The sequence below is a fragment of the Psychromonas sp. MME1 genome (genome assembly GCF_041080865.1).
Lineage (GTDB): Bacteria > Pseudomonadota > Gammaproteobacteria > Enterobacterales > Psychromonadaceae > Psychromonas.
In genome coordinates, this window is sequence record NZ_CP160906.1 from 3,528,403 (window position 1) to 3,547,984 (window position 19,582).

Consider the following 19,582-nt stretch of genomic DNA (forward strand, 5'->3'; position numbering starts at 1 on the left):
ATGTATTCAGAGCAGATAAAAACGCGAGCTAGTTTACCACAGACATTATATCACTCTCAGCAGATTAAGATCTTTGAAAGTAAAGCAGCGATGTTATCGGGAGTTACACTTTATGGCCTAATGCAACGGGCAGGAGAAGCTTGTTTGGCGGTGTTAAAAATGCATTTTTGTGATGCTAAACAGATTCTCATCTTCACGGGTAAGGGCAATAACGGTGGTGATGGATATATATTGGCGCAGCTTGCGAAGCAGGCTGGATTGTCGGTGCAATTATGTCAAATGGGCTCAAGTTATGATCTTCGTGGTGATGCAGCAATCGCTCGAGATAGTTGGCTTGCTGCTGGTGGTTGCATAGAGTCGGTAACAGAAGCCGATTTTTCGCGTGCCGATCTGCTGGTCGATGCATTATTGGGGACGGGCTTTACTGGTGAGCTTCGTCCTGAATACCAAATCTTGATTGAGCAAATTAATGAGAGTTCCATCGCGGTGTTGAGTGTTGATCTTCCCTCTGGTTTAGATGCTAATTGTGGAACACTGCATAGCCATGCCGTCAAGGCGCAGGCAACGGTCAGTTTTGTGGGATTAAAACAGGGGCTCTTTACTGGCCATGCAAATGATTACTGTGGGCAAATTTATTTCACTGGATTGGGTATTTCTGCTCAATTTAGTAAGTTGGCGAGCAGTGAGGTGAGTCGTATTGGTTATCAAGAGTTATGTGTTCATTTATTACCTAGAAGCCGTTATTGTCATAAGGGAATGTTTGGACGAGTATTGCTGGTTGGTGGAAATTTAGGTATGTCTGGCGCAGTACGACTAGCGGGTGAAGCGGCATTGCGAAGCGGTGCTGGCTTGGTTAAAATATTAACGCGAGTGGAAAATCAAGGCTACATTAATATTGGCTGCCCTGAATTAATGGTAATAATCCAAGAACAACAAAAAAATTTCATGGATTGGCCAACACACCTCGTTATTGGTCCCGGTTTGGGGCAAGATGTATGGGCGCAACAGCTGTTTAAATTAATCACAATGTCTGAGTTACCCTGTGTGGTCGATGCCGATGCCTTAAATTTATTAGCCGAAAATAACCTTTATAAAAATAATTGGGTGTTAACTCCCCATCCTGGCGAAGCGGCTAAATTACTTGCCTGTACGGTGCAGGATATTGAAGCGGATCGCTTTGCCGCTGTGCGTAAAATACAGCGTCGTTTTGGCGGCATTGTTATTTTAAAAGGTGCGGGTAGTCTAATTTGTGACCATCAGCATATCTATGTGGCTAATGTAGGCAATCCGGGGATGGCAAGTGGTGGCATGGGAGACTTACTTTCTGGTATTATAGTTGCTCTGTTAGCACAAGGTTTGAATCCGTTAGTTGCCGTACAGTTAGCCGTATGTCTTCATGGTGAAGCGGGCGATTTAGCTGCACGTTATGAACAACGTGGTTTATTAGCCAGTGACCTATTCCCTTATATTAAGAAGTTAGTTAATCCAAAATGTCTGAATTATTTACAGAAAAATTACAAGATGCAGAGCAGACCGTCGTATTTGGCAGACGATTAAGTGCCGCCTGTCATGAACCAATATGCATCTATTTACATGGTGATTTAGGTGCGGGTAAAACCACCTTAACACGTGGCTTTATTCAAGGGCTTGGGCATAAGGGGAATGTAAAAAGTCCAACTTATACATTGGTTGAGCCCTATCAATTAGAGAATTGGAACGTTTATCATTTTGATTTATATAGACTCGGCGATCCTGAAGAGCTTGAATTTATGGGGATCCGTGACTATTTTGCTGATAACAGCCATTGTTTAGTTGAATGGTCTGAGCGCGGAGAAGGCATTTTGCCTCAAGCAGATATCGATTTAACACTTACTTATGTTGGTCAGCAACGCATTGTTGAGTTACGTGCAAATAATGCCAAGGGCGATCAGGTGTTAAATAAATTATGAGATCTCATACCGCTCTCTTGCTGCGTTTCGCATTGCTATTGTTTATCTCTCTACAGGGCATAAATAACCTCGCCAACGCTGCGCAAGAAAATCAATTAAAGGGCGTTCGTTCATGGCCTTCTCCGGATAATACGCGTGTTGTTTTAGACCTCACGGCGAAACCTGACTATGATATTCATTATTTAACAAAACCAGATCGTGTCGTTATTGATATTAACAATGCACGTAGTCAGGTTAATTTAAAGAAAATAGTAAATAAAGGCCCGCTAATTAACAATGTGCGAGAAAGTGCCAGTGGTAAAAAGGGTACCTACCGTTTAGTGATTGACCTTAATAAAGAGAGTCGCGCGAAAGTATTCACCCTACCTCCTGCTAAACCTTACGGACACCGTTTGGTCCTGGATTTACCACACCAAGCTGATGCAAATAAAAGCAAACCCGCTGTCGCAGAAAATAAAGCTGTTGCACCACCAGCTGTTATAGGGCGTGATATTATAATTGCTATTGATGCAGGGCATGGTGGTGATGATCCCGGTGCGCTAGGCAAATCGACCTATGAAAAAAAAATTACCCTAGAAATATCCAAACGTTTACAAGCTCATATTAACCGTCAAAAGGGGATGAGCGCATTTTTGATTCGCACGGGGGACTATTTTGTTGATTTGAATAAACGTTCTGCGATAGCGAGGAAAGGAAAAGCGGATTTTCTCGTTTCTATTCATGCCGATGGATTTACTTCTAGTAGTCCTCGGGGGGCTTCGGTTTGGGTTTTATCAAACCGTCGAGCGAATACTGAACTTGGTCGTTGGATGGAAAAACATGAAGCTCATTCAGAATTGTTAGGCGGTACAGGTGGGTTGATTGAAGAATCTAGTAGTGTTCCATTTTTAACGGAGATGTTCTTAGATATGTCTATGGGAAATGCCATGGATGTAGGTTATAAAGTTGGTGATTTGGTTGTTACTGAGCTTAAAAAAGTGACCAAGTTACATAAGGGGAAACCTGTTCATGCGAGCCTTGCAGTCCTTAAATCACCAGATATACCTTCCATTCTAGTGGAAGCTGGGTTTATAACGAACCGAACCGAAGAGCGCTTACTTAACCAAGCTGAACACCAAAATAAGATTGCCAGTGCCGTGTTCCAAGGTATTTATAAACACTTTAAAGAGTCTCCACCCCAGGGCACCTTATTCGCTCAGAAAAAGCGCGCAATTAAACATACCGTTCGTAGTGGGGAATCATTATCGCTGCTTGCACAACGCTACGGTGTTTCAAGTACAAGTTTACAGAGCTATAACGGTTTGAAGTCAACTTCGTTGCGTATTGGTCAAGTCATAAAAATTCCACCCAACTACCACCTGATAATAGAAGAGCTACCTGTTACTGTTGCCAGTACTCCTGTGCAAAAAGAGCAAGTTCACCAAGTGCAGCGTGGTGAGTCACTTTCTGTTATTGCCGCAAAATATGATAGCAGTGTCGAGACGCTAAAAAATCATAATGATTTGCGTTCAACCTCCCTGCGTATTGGTCAAAAAATCAAGATCCCAGCAGGCTCAGCAGCCGTGACAACCGTGCAGCTTGTTGCGCCCGTGGTAATCAAAGAGCAAGTTCACCAAGTGCAGCGTGGTGAGTCTCTGTCTGTCATTGCCGCGAAATATGATAGCAGTGTCGAGACGCTAAAAAATCATAATGATTTGCGTTCAACCTCCCTGCGCATTGGTCAAAAAATTAAGATCCCAGCAGGCTCAGCAGCCGTGACAACCGTGCAGCCTGTGGCGCCCGTGGTAATCAAAGAGCAAGTTCACCAAGTGCAACGAGGTGAGTCTCTGTCTGTCATTGCCGCGAAATATGATAGCAGTGTCGAGACGCTAAAAAATCATAATGATTTGCGTTCAACCTCCCTGCGCATTGGCCAAAAAATTAAGATCCCTGCAGGCTCGGTAGCCGTGACAACCGTGCAGCCTGTTGCGCCCGTGGTAATCAAAGAGCAAGTTCACCAAGTGCAGCGTGGTGAGTCACTTTCTGTTATTGCCGCGAAATATGATAGCAGTGTCGAGACGCTAAAAAATCATAATGATTTGCGTTCAACCTCCCTGCGTATTGGTCAAAAAATTAAGATCCCAGCAGGCTCGGTAGCCGTGACAACCGTGCAGCCTGTGACGCCCGTGGTAATCAAAGAGCAAGTTCACCAAGTGCAACGAGGTGAGTCTCTGTCTGTCATTGCCGCGAAATATGATAGCAGTGTCGAAACGCTAAAAAATCATAATGATTTGCGTTCAACCTCCCTGCGTATTGGTCAAAAAATTAAGATCCCTGCAGGCTCAGTAGCAGTGACAACCGTGCAGCCTGTTGCGCCCGTGGCAAAAGAGCAAATTCACCAAGTGCAGCGTGGTGAGTCACTTTCTGTTATTGCCGCGAAATATGATAGCAGTGTAGAGACGCTAAAAAATCATAATGATTTGCGTTCAACCTCCCTGCGTATTGGTCAAAAAATTAAGATCCCAGCAGGCTCGGTAGCCGTGACAACCGTGCAGCCTGTGGCGCCCGTGGTAATCAAAGAGCAAGTTCACCAAGTGCAGCGTGGTGAGTCTCTGTCTGTCATTGCCGCGAAATATGATAGCAGTGTAGAGACGTTAAAAAATCATAATGATTTGCGTTCAACTTCCCTGCGCATTGGTCAAAAAATAAAAATTCCAACGCCTGCTCAAGCCGCTAAAATTGCAAGTAAACAGATAAGTACCCATAAAGTACAGCCAGGTGAGTCTTTATCGGTTATTGCAAAACGTTATGGTACGACAACTCAAGCGTTAAAAATAACCAATAAACTAAGATCTAATTCACTGAAAATTGGACAAGTATTAACAATTCCAGTCACTTAAATTTTCTAGGGATAAGGTTACTGATGCCTATACAAATTTTACCTGCGCGATTGGCTAATCAAATAGCCGCTGGCGAAGTCGTTGAACGTCCTGCCTCTGTTGTTAAAGAGCTAGTTGAAAATAGTTTGGATGCTGGTGCGACAAGTATCGAAATTGAGATCGATAAGGGCGGTGCTAAATGCATTCGCGTTAAAGATAATGGCAATGGTGTTGATAAAGACCAGCTTACGCTAGCATTAAGTCGTCATGCGACAAGTAAAATTAGCCATTTAGATGATTTAGAGGCCATTGTCAGTCTTGGATTCCGTGGCGAGGCTTTAGCCAGTGTAAGTTCGGTTTCTCGTTTGACTTTTACCTCTAGGCCTGTAGAACAAGATCAGGCATGGCAAGCCGTAGCCGAAGGGCGAGATATGCAGGTGCATATTCAGCCTACTGCACATCCACAAGGGACAACCGTAGAAGTCTTAGATCTGTTTTTTAATACGCCTGCACGACGTCGATTTTTAAAAACAGAGAAGACAGAATTTCAGCATATTGATGAGGTTATTCGCCGTATTGCCTTAAGTTATTTTGATATTGCCTTTACCCTCAAGCATAACGGTAAGGTGGTTCGTCAGTATCGAGGCGCGCAAACTGATAGGCAAAAAGAGAAACGACTCGCTGCGATATGTAGTGAAAATTTTGTACAGAATGCATTATATTTTCAAAATAGTGACAACACCTTGAAAGTATCCGGTTGGATCTCAGATCCGAGCGCTGCTCGACTACTTAATGATGTACAATATTGCTATATTAATGGACGGATGATCCGTGATAAATTGATCACTCATGCCATCAAACAGTCCTATGCTACTCTTTTACCTGAAGGAAAATTTGCAGGATATGTTATTTATATTGAGTGCGATCCGAGTGAAGTCGACGTAAATGTTCATCCCGCTAAGCATGAAGTTCGTTTTCATCAAGCACGTTGGGTACATGATTTTATTGTTAGCACATTAGCTGACACGTTAACCCAGCCATTACTCAATAATAATGACGAATACGAACCGCGCGAAGAAAAAGAGCGTCACATGACTATCACGATTCTTCATTTGATAATGAGGACAGCGAGCCAGCACAAATAGATACAGCGACATACTCTCCACGACAAAGCTCCGCTTATTCATCAAGTTATTCAAAACAACCACTGGATCGCAATCAGGTTGATGCTTACTGTAGTTTTGTTAGTGAAGCGCACCCCGTAATTTCTACCTCCTTCTCAGCTGGTCAACCATCTTCATCAGTGAAGGTGTTTAGCATCGTCACTCTGTTTGCTGGCGAATACCTATTAGTTAAATTGAATGCAAAGCAAGCATGGTTAGATAGCGATGCGCCATTACTGGTTTTGTCATTATCGCGTGCGCAGCGGATGGTGAAGCAGTCGCAATTATTTTCAGCCTGGAATAATGGAGAGGTGATTGCACAACCCCTGTTATTGCCCGTACGTATTGAACTTAATGAAAAGGATCGTCACATCATCGATAATTTTCAAATTTTGTTTCATCGTTTAGGTTTTACTTTTAAAGTTCAAGGTAAGAAATTAATAGTGAGTAAAGTCCCTGCACTGCTTAGGCAAGCTCCTATTGGTAAAATTTTACCGATTTTGTTTAGCCACCTTAATAGATATCAAGCAGCACTAAATGAGATAGAAGTTCATGAGTTTTGTTGTTTTTTAGTAGAGACATTAGAAAATAACCAGTTAAAAGAAAATATTTGGACAGAACAATCTGCTCAGCAACTACTTGATTTATTGGTCGACTCATTCACTGATGAACTTAATAATCAGCAAGCGAGGCTGTTTGTTGAACCCGATTTATCCCTCTTATTGCAAGGTTTTGCAAATGAATAAAAATCCGACCGCTATTTTTTTGATGGGGCCGACGGCCTCTGGAAAAACTGATTTAGCAATCAAACTTGCACAGCAGTGCCATTGTGAAATTATTAGTGTCGATTCAGCGCTAATTTATAAAGGTATGGATATTGGTACTGCCAAACCAACCGCTGCTGAGTTGCAACAAGCCCCCCATGCATTGGTTAATATTCTTGATCCACTTGAAGCTTATTCTGCGGGAGATTTCCGTGAAGATGCCTTGCGTTTAATGAAGGCTATTTGTGAACGTGGTAATACACCCTTATTAGTGGGGGGCACGATGCTTTACTATAAAGCATTACTTGATGGCTTATCACTTTTACCGAGTGCAGATCATGTTATTAGGGCTGAAATTGAAGCGCAAGCAGAGCAACAAGGTTGGCAAGCGATGCATGATCAGTTACGAGAAATCGACCCCGTTTCTGCTGCGCGCATTCATGTTAACGATCCACAACGTTTATCGCGAGCGCTTGAGGTGTACCGCATCTCCGGTAAAAGTCTAACCGCGTTAACGGCAATAAAAAATGACCCTATTCCTTATCAAATAAAGCAATTTGCGATAGCCCCAAGTGAAAAAATAGCGCTGCATCAACGTATTGAACAGCGTTTTCAAATGATGTTAGCGGCAGGATTTGAACAGGAGGTACGGGCATTATTTGATCGTGGAGACTTACATTTAGATCTACCATCGATGCGTTGTGTTGGTTATCGACAAATGTGGGAGTATATAGAAGGGAAGATGGATTATGAGGAGATGGTTTTCCGTGGTGTCGTGGCGACACGGCAGCTAGCTAAGAGGCAAATGACCTGGCTGCGGGGTTGGCAAGATGTTACTTGGTTAGAAAGTGGCAGCGAAGAAAATTTTGATATTATAAAAGCCGTGTTATAGGCGCAGCTAATTAAGCTTGTCGTTAATGGTTTATTAAAGGTGAAGAGGGCGGATTAATTGCATTTTTAAACAATCCTTAGAAAAGCGATGAACTATATAAAATTGAGTATCCTGATATTAGAAAGTGTTACAGATCAAAATTTTGGCTGATTAAATCAGTTTTTATTTGTTCATTGTTTATACTTCATCCACTAGCTAATTAATAACAATAATAGGGAATAAAAAATGGCTAAAGGGCAATCATTACAGGATCCGTTTTTAAATACTTTACGCAAAGAGCGTATTCCAGTTGCTATCTATTTGGTAAATGGTATTAAATTACAAGGGCAAATTGAATCTTTTGATCAGTTTGTTATATTGCTAAAAAATACCGTAAGTCAGATGGTTTATAAACATGCTATTTCAACGGTCGTGCCATCACGTCCCGTGCCACCCATTCCTCATGTTGAATAGCCATTTAATCTTTCTGCAATTATTCTGTTTTGGCTTGTCTTTGTGCAAGCCATTATAAACGCTATTTTTTCTGACCTTTCCTCTGCTTGTGGTAAGATGAAGACTTATTTTTTGTATTTTTCTTATTTTGGAGCTCCATTTGTTTGATCGTTACGAAGCCGGTGAACAGGCTATTTTGGTGCACATCACATTTTCCGATGATAATAAAAAAGAGGATATTGATGAGCTAAAGTTGTTAGCAAGTTCAGCTGGTGCTAATGCCGTTGCAACGGTAACTGGTGCGCGTAAATCTCCCCATGCACGTTTTTTTGTTGGAACAGGCAAAGCGCAAGAGATAGCCGATACAGTGAGGGCCTTAGAGGCCGATGTGGTTATTTTTAATCATGCTCTATCACCCGCTCAACAACGTAATTTAGAAGCACTTTGTGAATGTCTGGTACTTGATGAACGGCACTTATATTGGATATATTTGCTCAGCGTGCTCGGACTTATGAAGGTAAATTACAAGTTGAGCTTGCTCAATTAAGGCACCTTGCAACACGTCTTATTCGTGGTTGGACTCATCTTGAGCGGCAAAAAGGCGGAATAGGTTTGCGTGGGCCTGGTGAAACACAATTAGAAACCGATAGGCGCTTGTTACGTGCCAGAATTAGTACCATTAAGTTGCGTTTATCGAAGGTTGAAAAACAGCGCGATCAAGGTAGACGTGCACGGCAACGTAATGAAATTCCAACTATTTCTTTAGTTGGCTATACCAATGCAGGGAAATCCACGCTGTTCAATGAGATTACCGGTGCGACTGTTTATGCCGCGGATCAGTTATTTGCAACACTCGATCCAACACTACGTAAAATTGATGTTGAAGATGTGGGGAATTGTATTTTAGCCGATACCGTCGGTTTTATTCGCCATCTGCCACATGATTTGGTTGCAGCATTTAAAGCCACCCTACAAGAGACGCGTGAAGCAACATTGCTTTTACATGTGGTTGACTGTTCCGATGAAAATTATCGAGATAACATTGATGCCGTGCAGAGCGTTTTGGCCGATATTGATGCCGGTGAGGTGCCACAATTAATGATTATGAATAAAATTGATGCATTGGAAGATGTTCAACCGCATATCGATTTTGATGATCAAGAAAAACCGCTGCGTGTTTGGTTATCGGCACAAAGTGGAATTGGCACTGATTTACTCTTTGTCGCATTAAAAATGCTATTATCTAAGCAGATCCGCGTGCTTAAATTAGCTATTCCCCCTAAGCAGGGAAAATTACGAGCGCTATTTTATCAATTAGAATGTATTGTTAATGAATCCTATGCGGAAAATGGTGATTGCATTTTAGATATCCGTATCAATAATGTTGAGTGGTCTCGCTTGTTAAAACAGCAAGGTGATGACCTTGAAGCGTATATAATTGAGAGTAAATAAACGTGAATGTTACATAATATGTCATGTTTTCTTTATTATTTGATAGAACATTGTTACATTGGCTTAATAATTTGTTTGTGTTACTAAATCGGGAGCTAAATATGGCTTGGAACGAACCGGGAAAAGATAAAGATCAAGACCCGTGGAAAAATGATGAGAAGAATAAAGATCAGGGTCCCCCTGACCTTGATGTGGTTTTCAAAAAGTTAGGTGATACTCTGGGGGGATTATTTGGTAAAAAACCACCGACTAGAGGTGGTCAAAGTGGTGGGGGTAAGTTTCTTGCTATTGCTATTGCCGCTGTACTGTCGGTCGTTTGGTTTGCTAGCGGCTGGTATACCATCCAAGAATCTGATCGAGGTGTTGTACTACGTTTTGGTGCTTATCATTCTCAAGTAGAGCCTGGTTTGCATTGGAACCCTAAATTTATTGATAACGTTATTCCCATTAATGTTGAAGCATTTCGTACCATGCCAACCAGCGGTTTCATGTTGACTGAAGACGAAAATATTGTACAAGTATCTATGGAAGTTCAATATCGCATCATCGCACCGGAAAAATACCTATTTAGTGTAACTAATGCGGATAATAGCTTATTGCAAGCACTTGATAGCGCATTACGTTTTGTTGTTGGTCATTCAAGCATGGATGATACATTAACGACAGGTCGTGAAGTGGTTCGTCAAGAGACTTGGGAAGGATTAGATAATATCATTGCTCCGTATGATATGGGCATTGAAATTGTTGATGTGAATTTGCAACAAACGCGTCCACCCGAGCAGGTTAAAGATGCCTTTGATGATGCGATTGCAGCACAAGAGGATGAAGAGCGTTTCATTCGTGAAGCTGAAGCTTACGAAAGAGAAAGGGAGCCTATCGCGCGTGGTCAAGTTAAACGTATTGAACAGCAAGCTGAGGCTTATAAACAGGGGATTATTTTAAAAGCGCAAGGTGATGTTGCTAAATTTAATAAATTATTACCTGAATATAAAATAAACCCACAGGTAACCCGTCAACGTTTATACCTTGAAGCAATGGAGTCCGTGTTGGAAAATAGCTCTAAAGTATTAATTGATAATAATTCAGGTGGCAATTTGACCTTTTTACCACTTGATAAATTAATGACTAATAGTGGTGCTAGCACAGTCAAACAAAAAGTCGTTTCAGAAATAGAAACTCGTTCTCGAGCAGATGAAAAAGCTGGCTTAGATGAGCGTTCTTCATCAAAAGATAGTCGCCTACATAACAGTAGCCGTAGCACGGGGAGAGAATACTAATGAATAAATTATTAATACTACCTGTTTTGCTCGTTTTAGGCTTTCTTAGTAGTGCGTTTGTTGTATCTGAAGGTCACCACGGTATCGTAATGCAATTTAGCAAAGTGAAACGTGATGCTGAAGGTGTGCCACTGGTTTTTGCACCTGGATTACATTTTAAAGTCCCTTTCATTGATTCAGTAAGAACTATGGATACGCGTATCCAAACACTTGACGATCAAGCTGACCGTTTTGTTACTTCTGAGAAAAAAGATCTGATTATTGACTCCTATGTAAAATGGCAAATTGAAGATCTTGCTGTTTATTACTTAGCAACAGGCGGCAATAAATTACAGGCAGAAGCATTGTTAAAACGTAAAATTAACAATGGATTGCGTAATGAAATTGGTTCTCATACCATTAAAGATATTGTCTCTGGTAAGCGTGGTGAAGTGATGGAAACAGCGCTTAAGCGCATGGCTCGCTCAAGTGAACTTGGTATTAAAGTTGTTGATGTACGAATTAAAAAAATCAACTTACCAGAAGAGGTAAGCTCGAGTATTTATAAACGTATGCGTGCTGAGCGACTCGCGGTGGCAAAAGAGCACCGTTCACAAGGACAAGAAAAATCTGAGGTGATCCGTGCTAATATTGACCGTAAAGTATCTGTCATGTTATCGCAGGCAAATAAAGAGGCGGCTGAAATACGGGGTAATGGAGATGCTATTTCTTCTAAAATTTACGCAGAATCTTACCAACAAGACGCAGAATTTTTTGCTTTTCTTCGTAGCATGGAAGCCTATAAAAAGAGTTTTGCTAGTAAAGATGACGTGATGGTGTTAAGTCCTGACTCTGACTTCTTTAAATATATGAATCAGCAGAAATAGAACCCATTTTTTGTTGATAAAAGGCCCTGTGTTATATCGATGACATGGGGCTTTTTTTTGATTCATAATTAGTTATTAAAATAACTGAAAGTTTATATTTCACTTGCAACTCTGATCACTGAGCTCAGCTATGTAGCCATCGTAATGGGGGAAAGGTGAAAGTGTCCTATTGCTTGGATCAAATTAACGATAATTACCATTGTTTATGATAAGTGAGATAATAGGCCTTATGATTGCTAAACTGTTGTATTTTTATTTGTGATCTATATGCCCATGATACTTCAAGATACAGAGTCAGCAAGGAAAAATAGTACCGAGATGCTAAGCAAATAATTGAAGTATAGTTATTCTACATCGAGATTTTGTATAAAAGGGTAAGCCTAAATAGAAAAAGGGCGCATTGATAGCAAAAGTTAATAAAAGTAGTCGTTATGTTAGATATCCATCCTATTGTATTTATCCTAAGTTTTAGCTTTATTTTAGCCTTACTTCGTATTGTTTTTTTGTAGGTAATTACTCTGCCTTTTATAATTTGTTAATATCGAACATGGTGTGTATAGGATTAAAAATGTGATCTTTGATGTAAGCGCTTTCTTATGTGTTGATTTACTTCACAGAAAAGTCAGTAATTAATCTATATTATCTTTGTTAATTATTGATAAATGGTAGTTTATTATTAATTAGTTTAACTAAAAAGTAACATTGACAATTATATTATATGGAAATTACACTATGAAAATGAAAGCGCTTACAATTGCTGTTGCACTTGCGTGTACTGCAACTTCTGTTACTTCCTTTGCAGGAACTCCAAATTTTTCAGGTTATGGTCGATATGCATCAGAAGCTTCTGACGATACTATCTATGGCATTCAAGCTGATAACTCAAAGATAAATGGTGTCGGCCGTTTAGGTAACGAAGGCAACTGGATGGAGTGGGCACTCTCCCAGGACTTCGTTGTAGATAAAGCAACATTTGACATGAAAGTCATGCTTGACACTCCTGGGTTTGCTACATCGACTACTGCGGAGCAAAATGAAGATGGCAGCATTAAAATCGATGAAGGCTGGCGTAGCGCAGATGTTCAAGTCAAACAATTCTATGGTGGTGGTAAAGGGATTTTTGAATCGCAACCAGAAGCATATGTATGGGGGGGGAAACGCTTCTATGGACGTGAACAAACTGGCTTAAACGATTACTTTATGATGAGTGGCGATGGTGCCGGTGCTGGTGTTGATAACCTTGATTTTGGTTGGGCTAAATTTGATGCAGGTTGGATCCAAGGTGGTAATGGTGCTCTTAGTTCAAATCAAAATGATGGTAATATCAGTGCAATTCTATTACATCTACATGATATTAAAGTCGGTGAGAGCGGCAAGTTGAAATTCCGTACTACCTTCGCTGGTTTATCTGGTAATATTGCTGACGATCAAGATATTAAAAATGATACAGCAATGCAATTCTATACGGGGTATCACCATAGTTTATCAAATGGTTGGTTCCAACTTTCTGCCCGTTATGAAACTGATTCTCTTGCGTTATCTGGTGCAAATGCAGCGGGTTGGACAATTGGGGGTAACGCAGATCACGAAGCGGCTGGTTATATGTTGTTCTTAAATGGTGCCGTTGACTTCACCGAAATGGCTTCAATGGAATATGCCGCTGCGTATCTATATACCGATTGTAAAGATGATGAAGGTTGTGGTGATGCAAAATTTGATGATCAAATGGAATATAACGCCACGGTACGCCCACAAATTAGTTGGAATGAATATATGGCAACTGCTTTAGAAGCTGGTTATCAATATTCCCAAGTTGATAACTCCGATAATGATAGTACTGCTTGGAAAGTGACATTATCACAAAATTTCCAACTAGGTCACTTTATGTGGTCTCGCCCTGTAGTACGCTTCTATGCTGTAACAGGTTCAACAAAACATGTTAATAACAAGTCTGATGACACTAATAAGGTTGGGGCAATGGTTGAAGCTTGGTGGTAAGTCGTTTTATCTTCCACTCTAGCTAAAACTTAAGCTTCAAGGGCAACGAATTTAATTCGCTGCCCTTTTTAATTTAAAGGATTATATTTTGAAAAAGTTAGGGTGTTTTCTCGCAGCAGCATTACTTGCTGGCTGCTCTTCTAGTGGCGGAGTGTTTGATGTCAATAACCCATTCCGTACTTGGGATTCTCAGTTTTCAGGTCAGCATGAAATTACTGCAAAATTAAGATCTGGACAGGCACTTCCTGTTGCCTTGAAAAATTTACCATTTCAATTAGCGCCATTGGAAAATACTATTCAAGTTGATATTACAGAGAAGTCACCCGTAGTTAATTTTCCTGAGGGAAAATCCTATGTTGCTCCACTCATGTTATCATCGTCATTGAATCAATTTACCTTTGAATTAGAAAGTTTAATTGGACGAAGTGTATTTGTGCCTAGTGTACTGTTTTTAGATGAAAACTTGCAAAAAGTAGCCCAAATGAATAGTCATGAGTTAATTACTGATGAATACCTGCGGATGAAGCGTGAATTTTCAGAGGAATTGGCTACAAAAATCCGTTATATTGTGGTTTACACTCGCAATGAGCTACTGGATAGTAAAACTGAGCTACCAAATCCTCGTAATGATTATGACATTGCTTTAGGTATGCAACCTGAAGATATGAAAAAATTCTATGCAAAAAATTCCGCATTAGGTCATTTGAACGTTAAAATTAGCAATGTATTTTTTGCCGCTCCAGCTGTTTTGCCGACTACTGGTGAAAGTGGTATTAAAAGTGCGGAGCATGATAATGTAACTTTATCAGTGAAGAAAACAGCAATTGATCCTCTTCCTCAGACTGTTGGTACAAGTGTCGTTGAAAGTAAATCCGATATAGTTGCTCAGCCTACGGCTATACCGACAATATTGCCCGATACCGAAGCCTTTTATCTTAAGCAAATCACTATTGCAGTAAAAGAAGATAATCTAGCTCGCGCCTGGAGTTTAGTTGAAGAGGCACAAAGAGCTGGATCAACGAAGGCAAAAGAGCATTATAAGAAAGAGATTAAAAATTTAAATTAATCTTGTATGTGAATGTAATTTTGGCAATATAACGCGGTACTATTTATTACCGCGTTTTTCTTCTTCCTTTTATCCCTCAGTTTACAGATTAACCTGAATGCACCATATTTTTAATGTTTATGATCTTTTTTGGTGCGTTTCCTTTTGATAATGAATCTTAAATAGACTGTTTGTTACTTTAAAATCGTTGTAGGAAATGTTTTGTGCCTGTTGTCTATTTGTAAAATAAATAATTTTATTTCTGGCCTACAAATTGCTATTGTTATGTTTTACATTATAAATGGAATATTATAAATGCATACAGAAACACACGTTTCCAATCGCTGGTCAAGCAGATACGCATACATATTAGCAGCAACTGGCGCTGCGGTTGGTTTAGGCAATTTATGGAAGTTTCCCTATATTATGGGCGAAAATGGTGGTGGCGCATTCGTTCTCGTTTATCTACTTTGTATCCTCTTTATCGGTATCCCCGTGATGATGGCCGAAGTGGCTATTGGTAAACGTGGTCGCTCTACACCAGCCAATGCTGCTGCGATGGTGTCGGTTGAGTCAGGGCACTCTTCACACTGGTCTGTGATAGGCTCAATGGGCGTGTTAGCAGGCTTTTTAATTCTTAGCTTTTATGTGGTTATTGCGGGTTGGGCTGCTGCCTATGTTTTATATGCGGGTACTGGTGAATTTAGTGCCGCTGCTGCCAATAGCACGACACATGCAGAAGCTATCGGCACGCTTTTTGGTAATCTAGTTAGCAGTATTCCACAACTGCTTATTTGGACGACATTAACGGTGGTTGCCGTTGTTTATGTTATATCAAAAGGTGTTAAAGATGGTCTAGAAACAGCGGTAACTTACTTAATGCCTGCACTGTTAGTACTGCTTATTTGTATTATGTGCTATTCCGCGATTGTCGGTGATTTTGCATCTGCCTTTGCTTTTATGTTTGATGTCGACTTTTCTAAGCTAACGATCAAAGGTGTATTAGTCGCACTGGGACATGCATTTTTCACGTTAAGTTTGGCCTCAGGTATTATGATGGTTTATGGTGCATATTTACCCGAAGGTGTCTCTATCGCTAAAACATCAATTATGATAGCTATAGCAGATACGGTTGTGGCATTGATTGCTGGTCTCGCTATTTACCCAATTGTTTTTGCACATGGTCTAGAGCCAAGTGTGGTCCGGGTCTATTGTTCCAGTCGTTACCAATCGCGTTTGGCTCTATGCCAATGGGTGATTTTGTTGGAACATTATTCTTTATCATGGTGGTCTTCGCGGCCTTTACATCGGCAATTGCATTACTGGAGTCTGCTGCGGCATACTTAGTAGAGCGCCAAGGTTTAACACGTGTTAAAGCTGCGATTATTGCTGGTAGTGGCATTTGGCTATTGAGTTTGGGTACGATTGGCTCATTAGCAGGAAGTGAATGGGCGCAAATTAATTTTGGTTTCATGGGCGGTAATATTTTTGATGCCCTTGATTATTTAACGGCGAATATATTGTTACCGCTAGGTGGGTTATTGATATCGGTATTTGCGGGTTGGATAATTAAAACTGAAGTTGTTAAAAGCGAGTTTAGTTTAGCGCCGTGGCAATTTAGTCTAGTCATGGTATTACTGCGTTTTGTTGCACCATTAGGTATTTTATTTGTCTTTGCTAATTCAGTGGGTGTGCTAGATTTTATCAGCTAGCCTGTGGTAACCATTAGTTATGTAATGACAAAGCCGCTTCAATTGAAGCGGCTTTTTTAATAACAGGATAAATAGAAGTCAATGTCTAAACGAATAAATGCTGATCAGCATTCCTATTTTGAAGATTTTCAAGCGATTGTGATTGCGACTTTATTGGTTGCATTAGGGATTAATTTTTTTAATAGCGCCGGCTTACTCCTTGGTGGTACAGCAGGCCTTGCTTTTTTAGGGCAATACGCATCAGAGTATAGTTTCAGTGTCATATTCTTTGCGATTAACCTTCCCTTTTATTATCTTTCTTATTGTCAACTGGGAAGAAATTTTACAATAAAAACATTTATATCAGTTTTGTTACTCTCTATTTTTGTCGAGTTTACCTCTGCCATGTTACAGTTTACTTTATTAAATTCAGTATATGCTGCGATTATGGGCGGGTTGTTGATTGGTTCAGGCTTACTCATGTTATTCCGTCACCAAGCAAGTTTAGGCGGTTTGAATATATTGGCACAATACTTATCTGCGAAGTATGGAATTTCCATCGGTAAATTTCAAATGGGGGTAGATTGCATGGTGGTTTTTCTTGCCATTTTTATTGTTGATTGGATGTCGATACTCTTATCAATAGTCGCTGCTGTATCTTTGAATTTAATCTTACTTGTGAATCATAAACCAGGACGTTATAGCGGAAAATAATAAATTTCCCTAATTTTGCGGCTATATTCATAATAATGTAAAACCATTTTTTCATCTATATTTAACTGATTATTCGTTATATATTACAAAACTGTAACATTTAGCTTACTGATTATAATAAAAAAGGACTCATTTATGTCGATCGAATTAATATCAGTTTACCTTGATAAAATTAATATTAAATTAGAAGAAAATACTGATTTAAATGAGCTTATTCAAGAGATCACCGATGAACTGCAACCTGAACAGATTGCTGTTTTATTAGAATCATTTCCATTAGTAATACGAGAAAAAATTTGGCAATCCTTTAGTTTAGAAACTCGCCAAGATATTTTTGTGGAAATGAAAACTGAGTCTAGACAACTGCTTTTAAATAGCTTTGATGATGAGTATTGTTTTCCTTTATTTGAAAAACTAGATGCTACTTGCCTTTTGGATTTATCTGAAAGCCTTAATGATCGATTTATAAATTACGCTATTAAAAATATGACTGCAAAGCAACGCAGTTTATATAAAAAAGCACAGGATTACTCCGTTGACGAAGTTGGGCATTGGCAGAATTTTCAGGATATTCAAATCCCTAAAAAGTTGAAAGTCTCATCGGCAAGAAAAATTTGTTCAGTGAATTTACCTGTTTTAACAGAGGTTGCTTATATTGTCGACGCTGACTCTGTTTTAATTGGTGATATAGCGATTAATCAGCTACTCAGTGCAGATCCCGACAGTAACATAACGGATCTTATGAACAGTGATTTTGAGGTTCTTAAAAGTAGCGATGATATCGATGATGCTGTCGATAAAATTATTTTTTCAGGTAAATCGGCTTTAGCGGTGATAGATGAGAATGGTTGTTTAACTGGACGCTTAGATCTGCATTTTGCTTATAAATATAAAGAACAAAAGAATGAGGATCTGATCACGCAAGCTGCGGGTTTAAATAACGAGGAAGATCTTTTTGGTAGTATTTGGTTAAGTAGTAAAAACAGGGCGGTTTGGCTTGGCATTAATTTGGCAACTGCCTTTTTGGCTTCATGGTTTATCGGTTTATTTGAAGCTACGATTCAACAAGTTGTCGCGTTAGCTGTGCTTATGCCGATTGTGGCCTCGATGGGGGGGATCACCGGAAGTCAAACGATCACAATTATAATTCGAGGTTTAGCGTTAGGGCAGATCACAAACAGCAATCGAAAAGATATTGTTAATAAAGAGTTAAAAGTTGGTGCTATTAATGGCGTATTATGGGCAATGGTGATTGGTATTATTACCTATCTATGGTTCGATCAATTTCTACTTTCATTAACTATCTTTCTGGCGATTTTAGGCAATATCATCATCGCCTCTTTATCGGGGGTTTGGGTGCCTTGGGTGTTAGATAAATTCAAAATTGATCCCGCTTTATCGGGCGCCGTGATATTAACCACTATTACGGATGTGTTTGGTTTTATTGCATTTCTCGGTCTAGGTACATTATTTTTAATTTAATCGCTATCAGCATAAAATAGGTGAGTTGTCATGGATAAGAAAGGCTTGATATATGGTTTTTACTTTAATGATGATAATGTTCGTGAAGTAATTGATTCGAGTGATGCAATTGATATCACTCGAATCCATTGGCTGCATTTTGATTATAGCCTGCCTGCCACTCGAGAGTGGTTACAAAATCAGAGTCAGCTAAATCCAGTTGTTATCAGTGCGTTGCTTAATGAAGAGACTCGCCCAAGGGCAACGATGCTCAACCAAGGGGTGTTAATCGCTTTACGTGGTGTTAATCTTGCCCCAAATAGTAACCCTGAAGATATGGTATCAATTCGTATATGGGTTGAGAAAGGCCGGATCATTAGTACCCGAAAACGATTGATCATGTCTGTTCATGATTTGGTGGAAGCTGTTAACAGGGGAGCTGGGCCTACATCCCCGGTAGAAGTCGTCGTGCAATTGGTGGAGCGGTTAATGGCAAGGATGACTGACACCATCAATGATATCGAAGAGAAAGTATCTGAAATTGAAGAGACTATTTTAACGACAAGTACCTATGGTTTGAGGAGTGAAATTGCTGATTTACGTCGTCAGGTTATTTCGCTGAGACGTTACCTGATGCCACAACGTGAAGCTATTCAGCAGTTACTAAGTGACAAATTCACTTTATTTTCTTCGCAAGATAAAATTCATTTACGTGAAAGCGCAGATCAATTAATTCGTTACATAGAAGAGCTAGAATCGATAAAAGATAGAGCTGCAGTTTCACAGGAGGAGCTTAATAATCGCATCAATGAGCAGTTAAATAATCGTATGTATGTATTATCAATCGTCGCAGCTATTTTTTTACCACTGGGTTTTTTTACGGGACTATTGGGCATCAATGTTGGTGGTATACCCGGCTCAGATAATGTGGATGCTTTTCTCTATTTCGTCTTCTTTTTAGTGGTTGTTGTTGCATTACAAGTTATTTTATTTAAGAAGAAAAAATGGTTTTAAAGGGAA

The 19,582-nt window shown here is 39.9% G+C and carries 13 protein-coding genes and 3 pseudogenes; all 16 read left to right on the forward strand.

Annotated elements, in window-relative coordinates; translation table 11 throughout:
* The 16 genes and pseudogenes from AB2N10_RS16175 to AB2N10_RS16250 all read left to right on the forward strand — a co-directional run bounded on the left by AB2N10_RS16175 (position 1) and on the right by AB2N10_RS16250 (position 19,576).
* On the forward strand, positions 1-1,557 hold the full coding sequence (locus tag AB2N10_RS16175; RefSeq protein ID WP_354623386.1) for an NAD(P)H-hydrate dehydratase: 1,557 nt from the start codon (positions 1-3) through the stop codon (positions 1,555-1,557).
* Positions 1,491-1,949, forward strand: a complete 459-nt coding sequence (tsaE, locus tag AB2N10_RS16180) for a tRNA (adenosine(37)-N6)-threonylcarbamoyltransferase complex ATPase subunit type 1 TsaE (RefSeq protein WP_354623387.1) — start codon at positions 1,491-1,493, stop codon at positions 1,947-1,949. The genes AB2N10_RS16175 and tsaE overlap by 67 nt, the downstream gene beginning before the upstream one ends.
* A complete protein-coding gene (locus tag AB2N10_RS16185; RefSeq protein ID WP_354623388.1) occupies positions 1,946-4,828 on the forward strand; it encodes a LysM peptidoglycan-binding domain-containing protein in 2,883 nt (960 codons plus the stop codon). The genes tsaE and AB2N10_RS16185 overlap by 4 nt, the downstream gene beginning before the upstream one ends.
* A gap of 23 nt (positions 4,829-4,851) precedes the next feature.
* Positions 4,852-5,844: pseudogene (gene mutL / locus AB2N10_RS16190) on the forward strand (DNA mismatch repair endonuclease MutL); the annotation flags it as partial.
* Positions 5,845-6,110: 266 nt separating this feature from the next.
* Positions 6,111-6,716, forward strand: coding sequence for a hypothetical protein (locus AB2N10_RS16195; protein WP_369434111.1), 606 nt, complete (start codon positions 6,111-6,113; stop codon positions 6,714-6,716).
* Positions 6,709-7,626: a tRNA (adenosine(37)-N6)-dimethylallyltransferase MiaA gene (miaA, locus tag AB2N10_RS16200; RefSeq protein ID WP_369434112.1), complete on the forward strand. Its 918-nt coding sequence runs from the start codon at positions 6,709-6,711 to the stop codon at positions 7,624-7,626. Before AB2N10_RS16195 ends, miaA begins: the two co-directional genes overlap by 8 nt.
* A 225-nt stretch (positions 7,627-7,851) precedes the next feature.
* On the forward strand, positions 7,852-8,079 hold the full coding sequence (hfq, locus tag AB2N10_RS16205) for an RNA chaperone Hfq (protein WP_354623391.1): 228 nt from the start codon (positions 7,852-7,854) through the stop codon (positions 8,077-8,079).
* 139 nt (positions 8,080-8,218) lie between these two features.
* Positions 8,219-9,510: pseudogene (gene hflX, locus AB2N10_RS16210) on the forward strand (ribosome rescue GTPase HflX).
* A 101-nt stretch (positions 9,511-9,611) separates the two neighbouring features.
* Entirely contained in the window at positions 9,612-10,787 is a 1,176-nt protein-coding gene (gene hflK, locus AB2N10_RS16215; protein ID WP_369434113.1) for an FtsH protease activity modulator HflK, read from the forward strand.
* Positions 10,787-11,653 (forward strand): protease modulator HflC, encoded by an 867-nt coding sequence (gene hflC, locus AB2N10_RS16220; protein ID WP_354623393.1) that lies wholly within the window; start codon positions 10,787-10,789, stop codon positions 11,651-11,653. The genes hflK and hflC overlap by 1 nt, the downstream gene beginning before the upstream one ends.
* A 732-nt stretch (positions 11,654-12,385) precedes the next feature.
* Positions 12,386-13,651: a carbohydrate porin gene (locus AB2N10_RS16225; RefSeq protein ID WP_369434114.1), complete on the forward strand. Its 1,266-nt coding sequence runs from the start codon at positions 12,386-12,388 to the stop codon at positions 13,649-13,651.
* Between the two features lie 88 nt (positions 13,652-13,739).
* Positions 13,740-14,717: a MalM family protein gene (locus AB2N10_RS16230; protein WP_369434115.1), complete on the forward strand. Its 978-nt coding sequence runs from the start codon at positions 13,740-13,742 to the stop codon at positions 14,715-14,717.
* Positions 14,718-15,011: 294 nt separating this feature from the next.
* A pseudogene (locus tag AB2N10_RS16235) lies at positions 15,012-16,408 on the forward strand (sodium-dependent transporter).
* 81 nt (positions 16,409-16,489) lie between these two features.
* Complete coding sequence (locus tag AB2N10_RS16240) at positions 16,490-17,101, forward strand: YitT family protein (protein ID WP_354623399.1); 612 nt, start codon at positions 16,490-16,492, stop codon at positions 17,099-17,101.
* Positions 17,102-17,236: 135 nt separating this feature from the next.
* Entirely contained in the window at positions 17,237-18,583 is a 1,347-nt protein-coding gene (locus AB2N10_RS16245) for a magnesium transporter (RefSeq protein WP_354623400.1), read from the forward strand.
* A 30-nt stretch (positions 18,584-18,613) separates the two neighbouring features.
* Entirely contained in the window at positions 18,614-19,576 is a 963-nt protein-coding gene (locus AB2N10_RS16250) for a zinc transporter ZntB (RefSeq protein WP_369434116.1), read from the forward strand.
* Positions 19,577-19,582 lie beyond the last annotated feature (6 nt).

What these genes read in the sequence shown, in the direction of transcription:
- hfq (WP_354623391.1), top strand. Translation starts at nt 7,852, where the DNA reads ATGGCTAAAGGGCAATCATTACAGGATCCGTTTTTAAATACTTTACGC.
- miaA (WP_369434112.1), top strand. Translation starts at nt 6,709, where the DNA reads ATGAATAAAAATCCGACCGCTATTTTTTTGATGGGGCCGACGGCCTCT.
- AB2N10_RS16245 (WP_354623400.1), top strand. Translation starts at nt 17,237, where the DNA reads ATGTCGATCGAATTAATATCAGTTTACCTTGATAAAATTAATATTAAA.
- hflK (WP_369434113.1), top strand. Translation starts at nt 9,612, where the DNA reads ATGGCTTGGAACGAACCGGGAAAAGATAAAGATCAAGACCCGTGGAAA.
- AB2N10_RS16240 (WP_354623399.1), top strand. Translation starts at nt 16,490, where the DNA reads ATGTCTAAACGAATAAATGCTGATCAGCATTCCTATTTTGAAGATTTT.
- AB2N10_RS16250 (WP_369434116.1), top strand. Translation starts at nt 18,614, where the DNA reads ATGGATAAGAAAGGCTTGATATATGGTTTTTACTTTAATGATGATAAT.
- AB2N10_RS16225 (WP_369434114.1), top strand. Translation starts at nt 12,386, where the DNA reads ATGAAAATGAAAGCGCTTACAATTGCTGTTGCACTTGCGTGTACTGCA.
- hflC (WP_354623393.1), top strand. Translation starts at nt 10,787, where the DNA reads ATGAATAAATTATTAATACTACCTGTTTTGCTCGTTTTAGGCTTTCTT.
- tsaE (WP_354623387.1), top strand. Translation starts at nt 1,491, where the DNA reads ATGTCTGAATTATTTACAGAAAAATTACAAGATGCAGAGCAGACCGTC.
- AB2N10_RS16175 (WP_354623386.1), top strand. Translation starts at nt 1, where the DNA reads ATGTATTCAGAGCAGATAAAAACGCGAGCTAGTTTACCACAGACATTA.
- AB2N10_RS16185 (WP_354623388.1), top strand. Translation starts at nt 1,946, where the DNA reads ATGAGATCTCATACCGCTCTCTTGCTGCGTTTCGCATTGCTATTGTTT.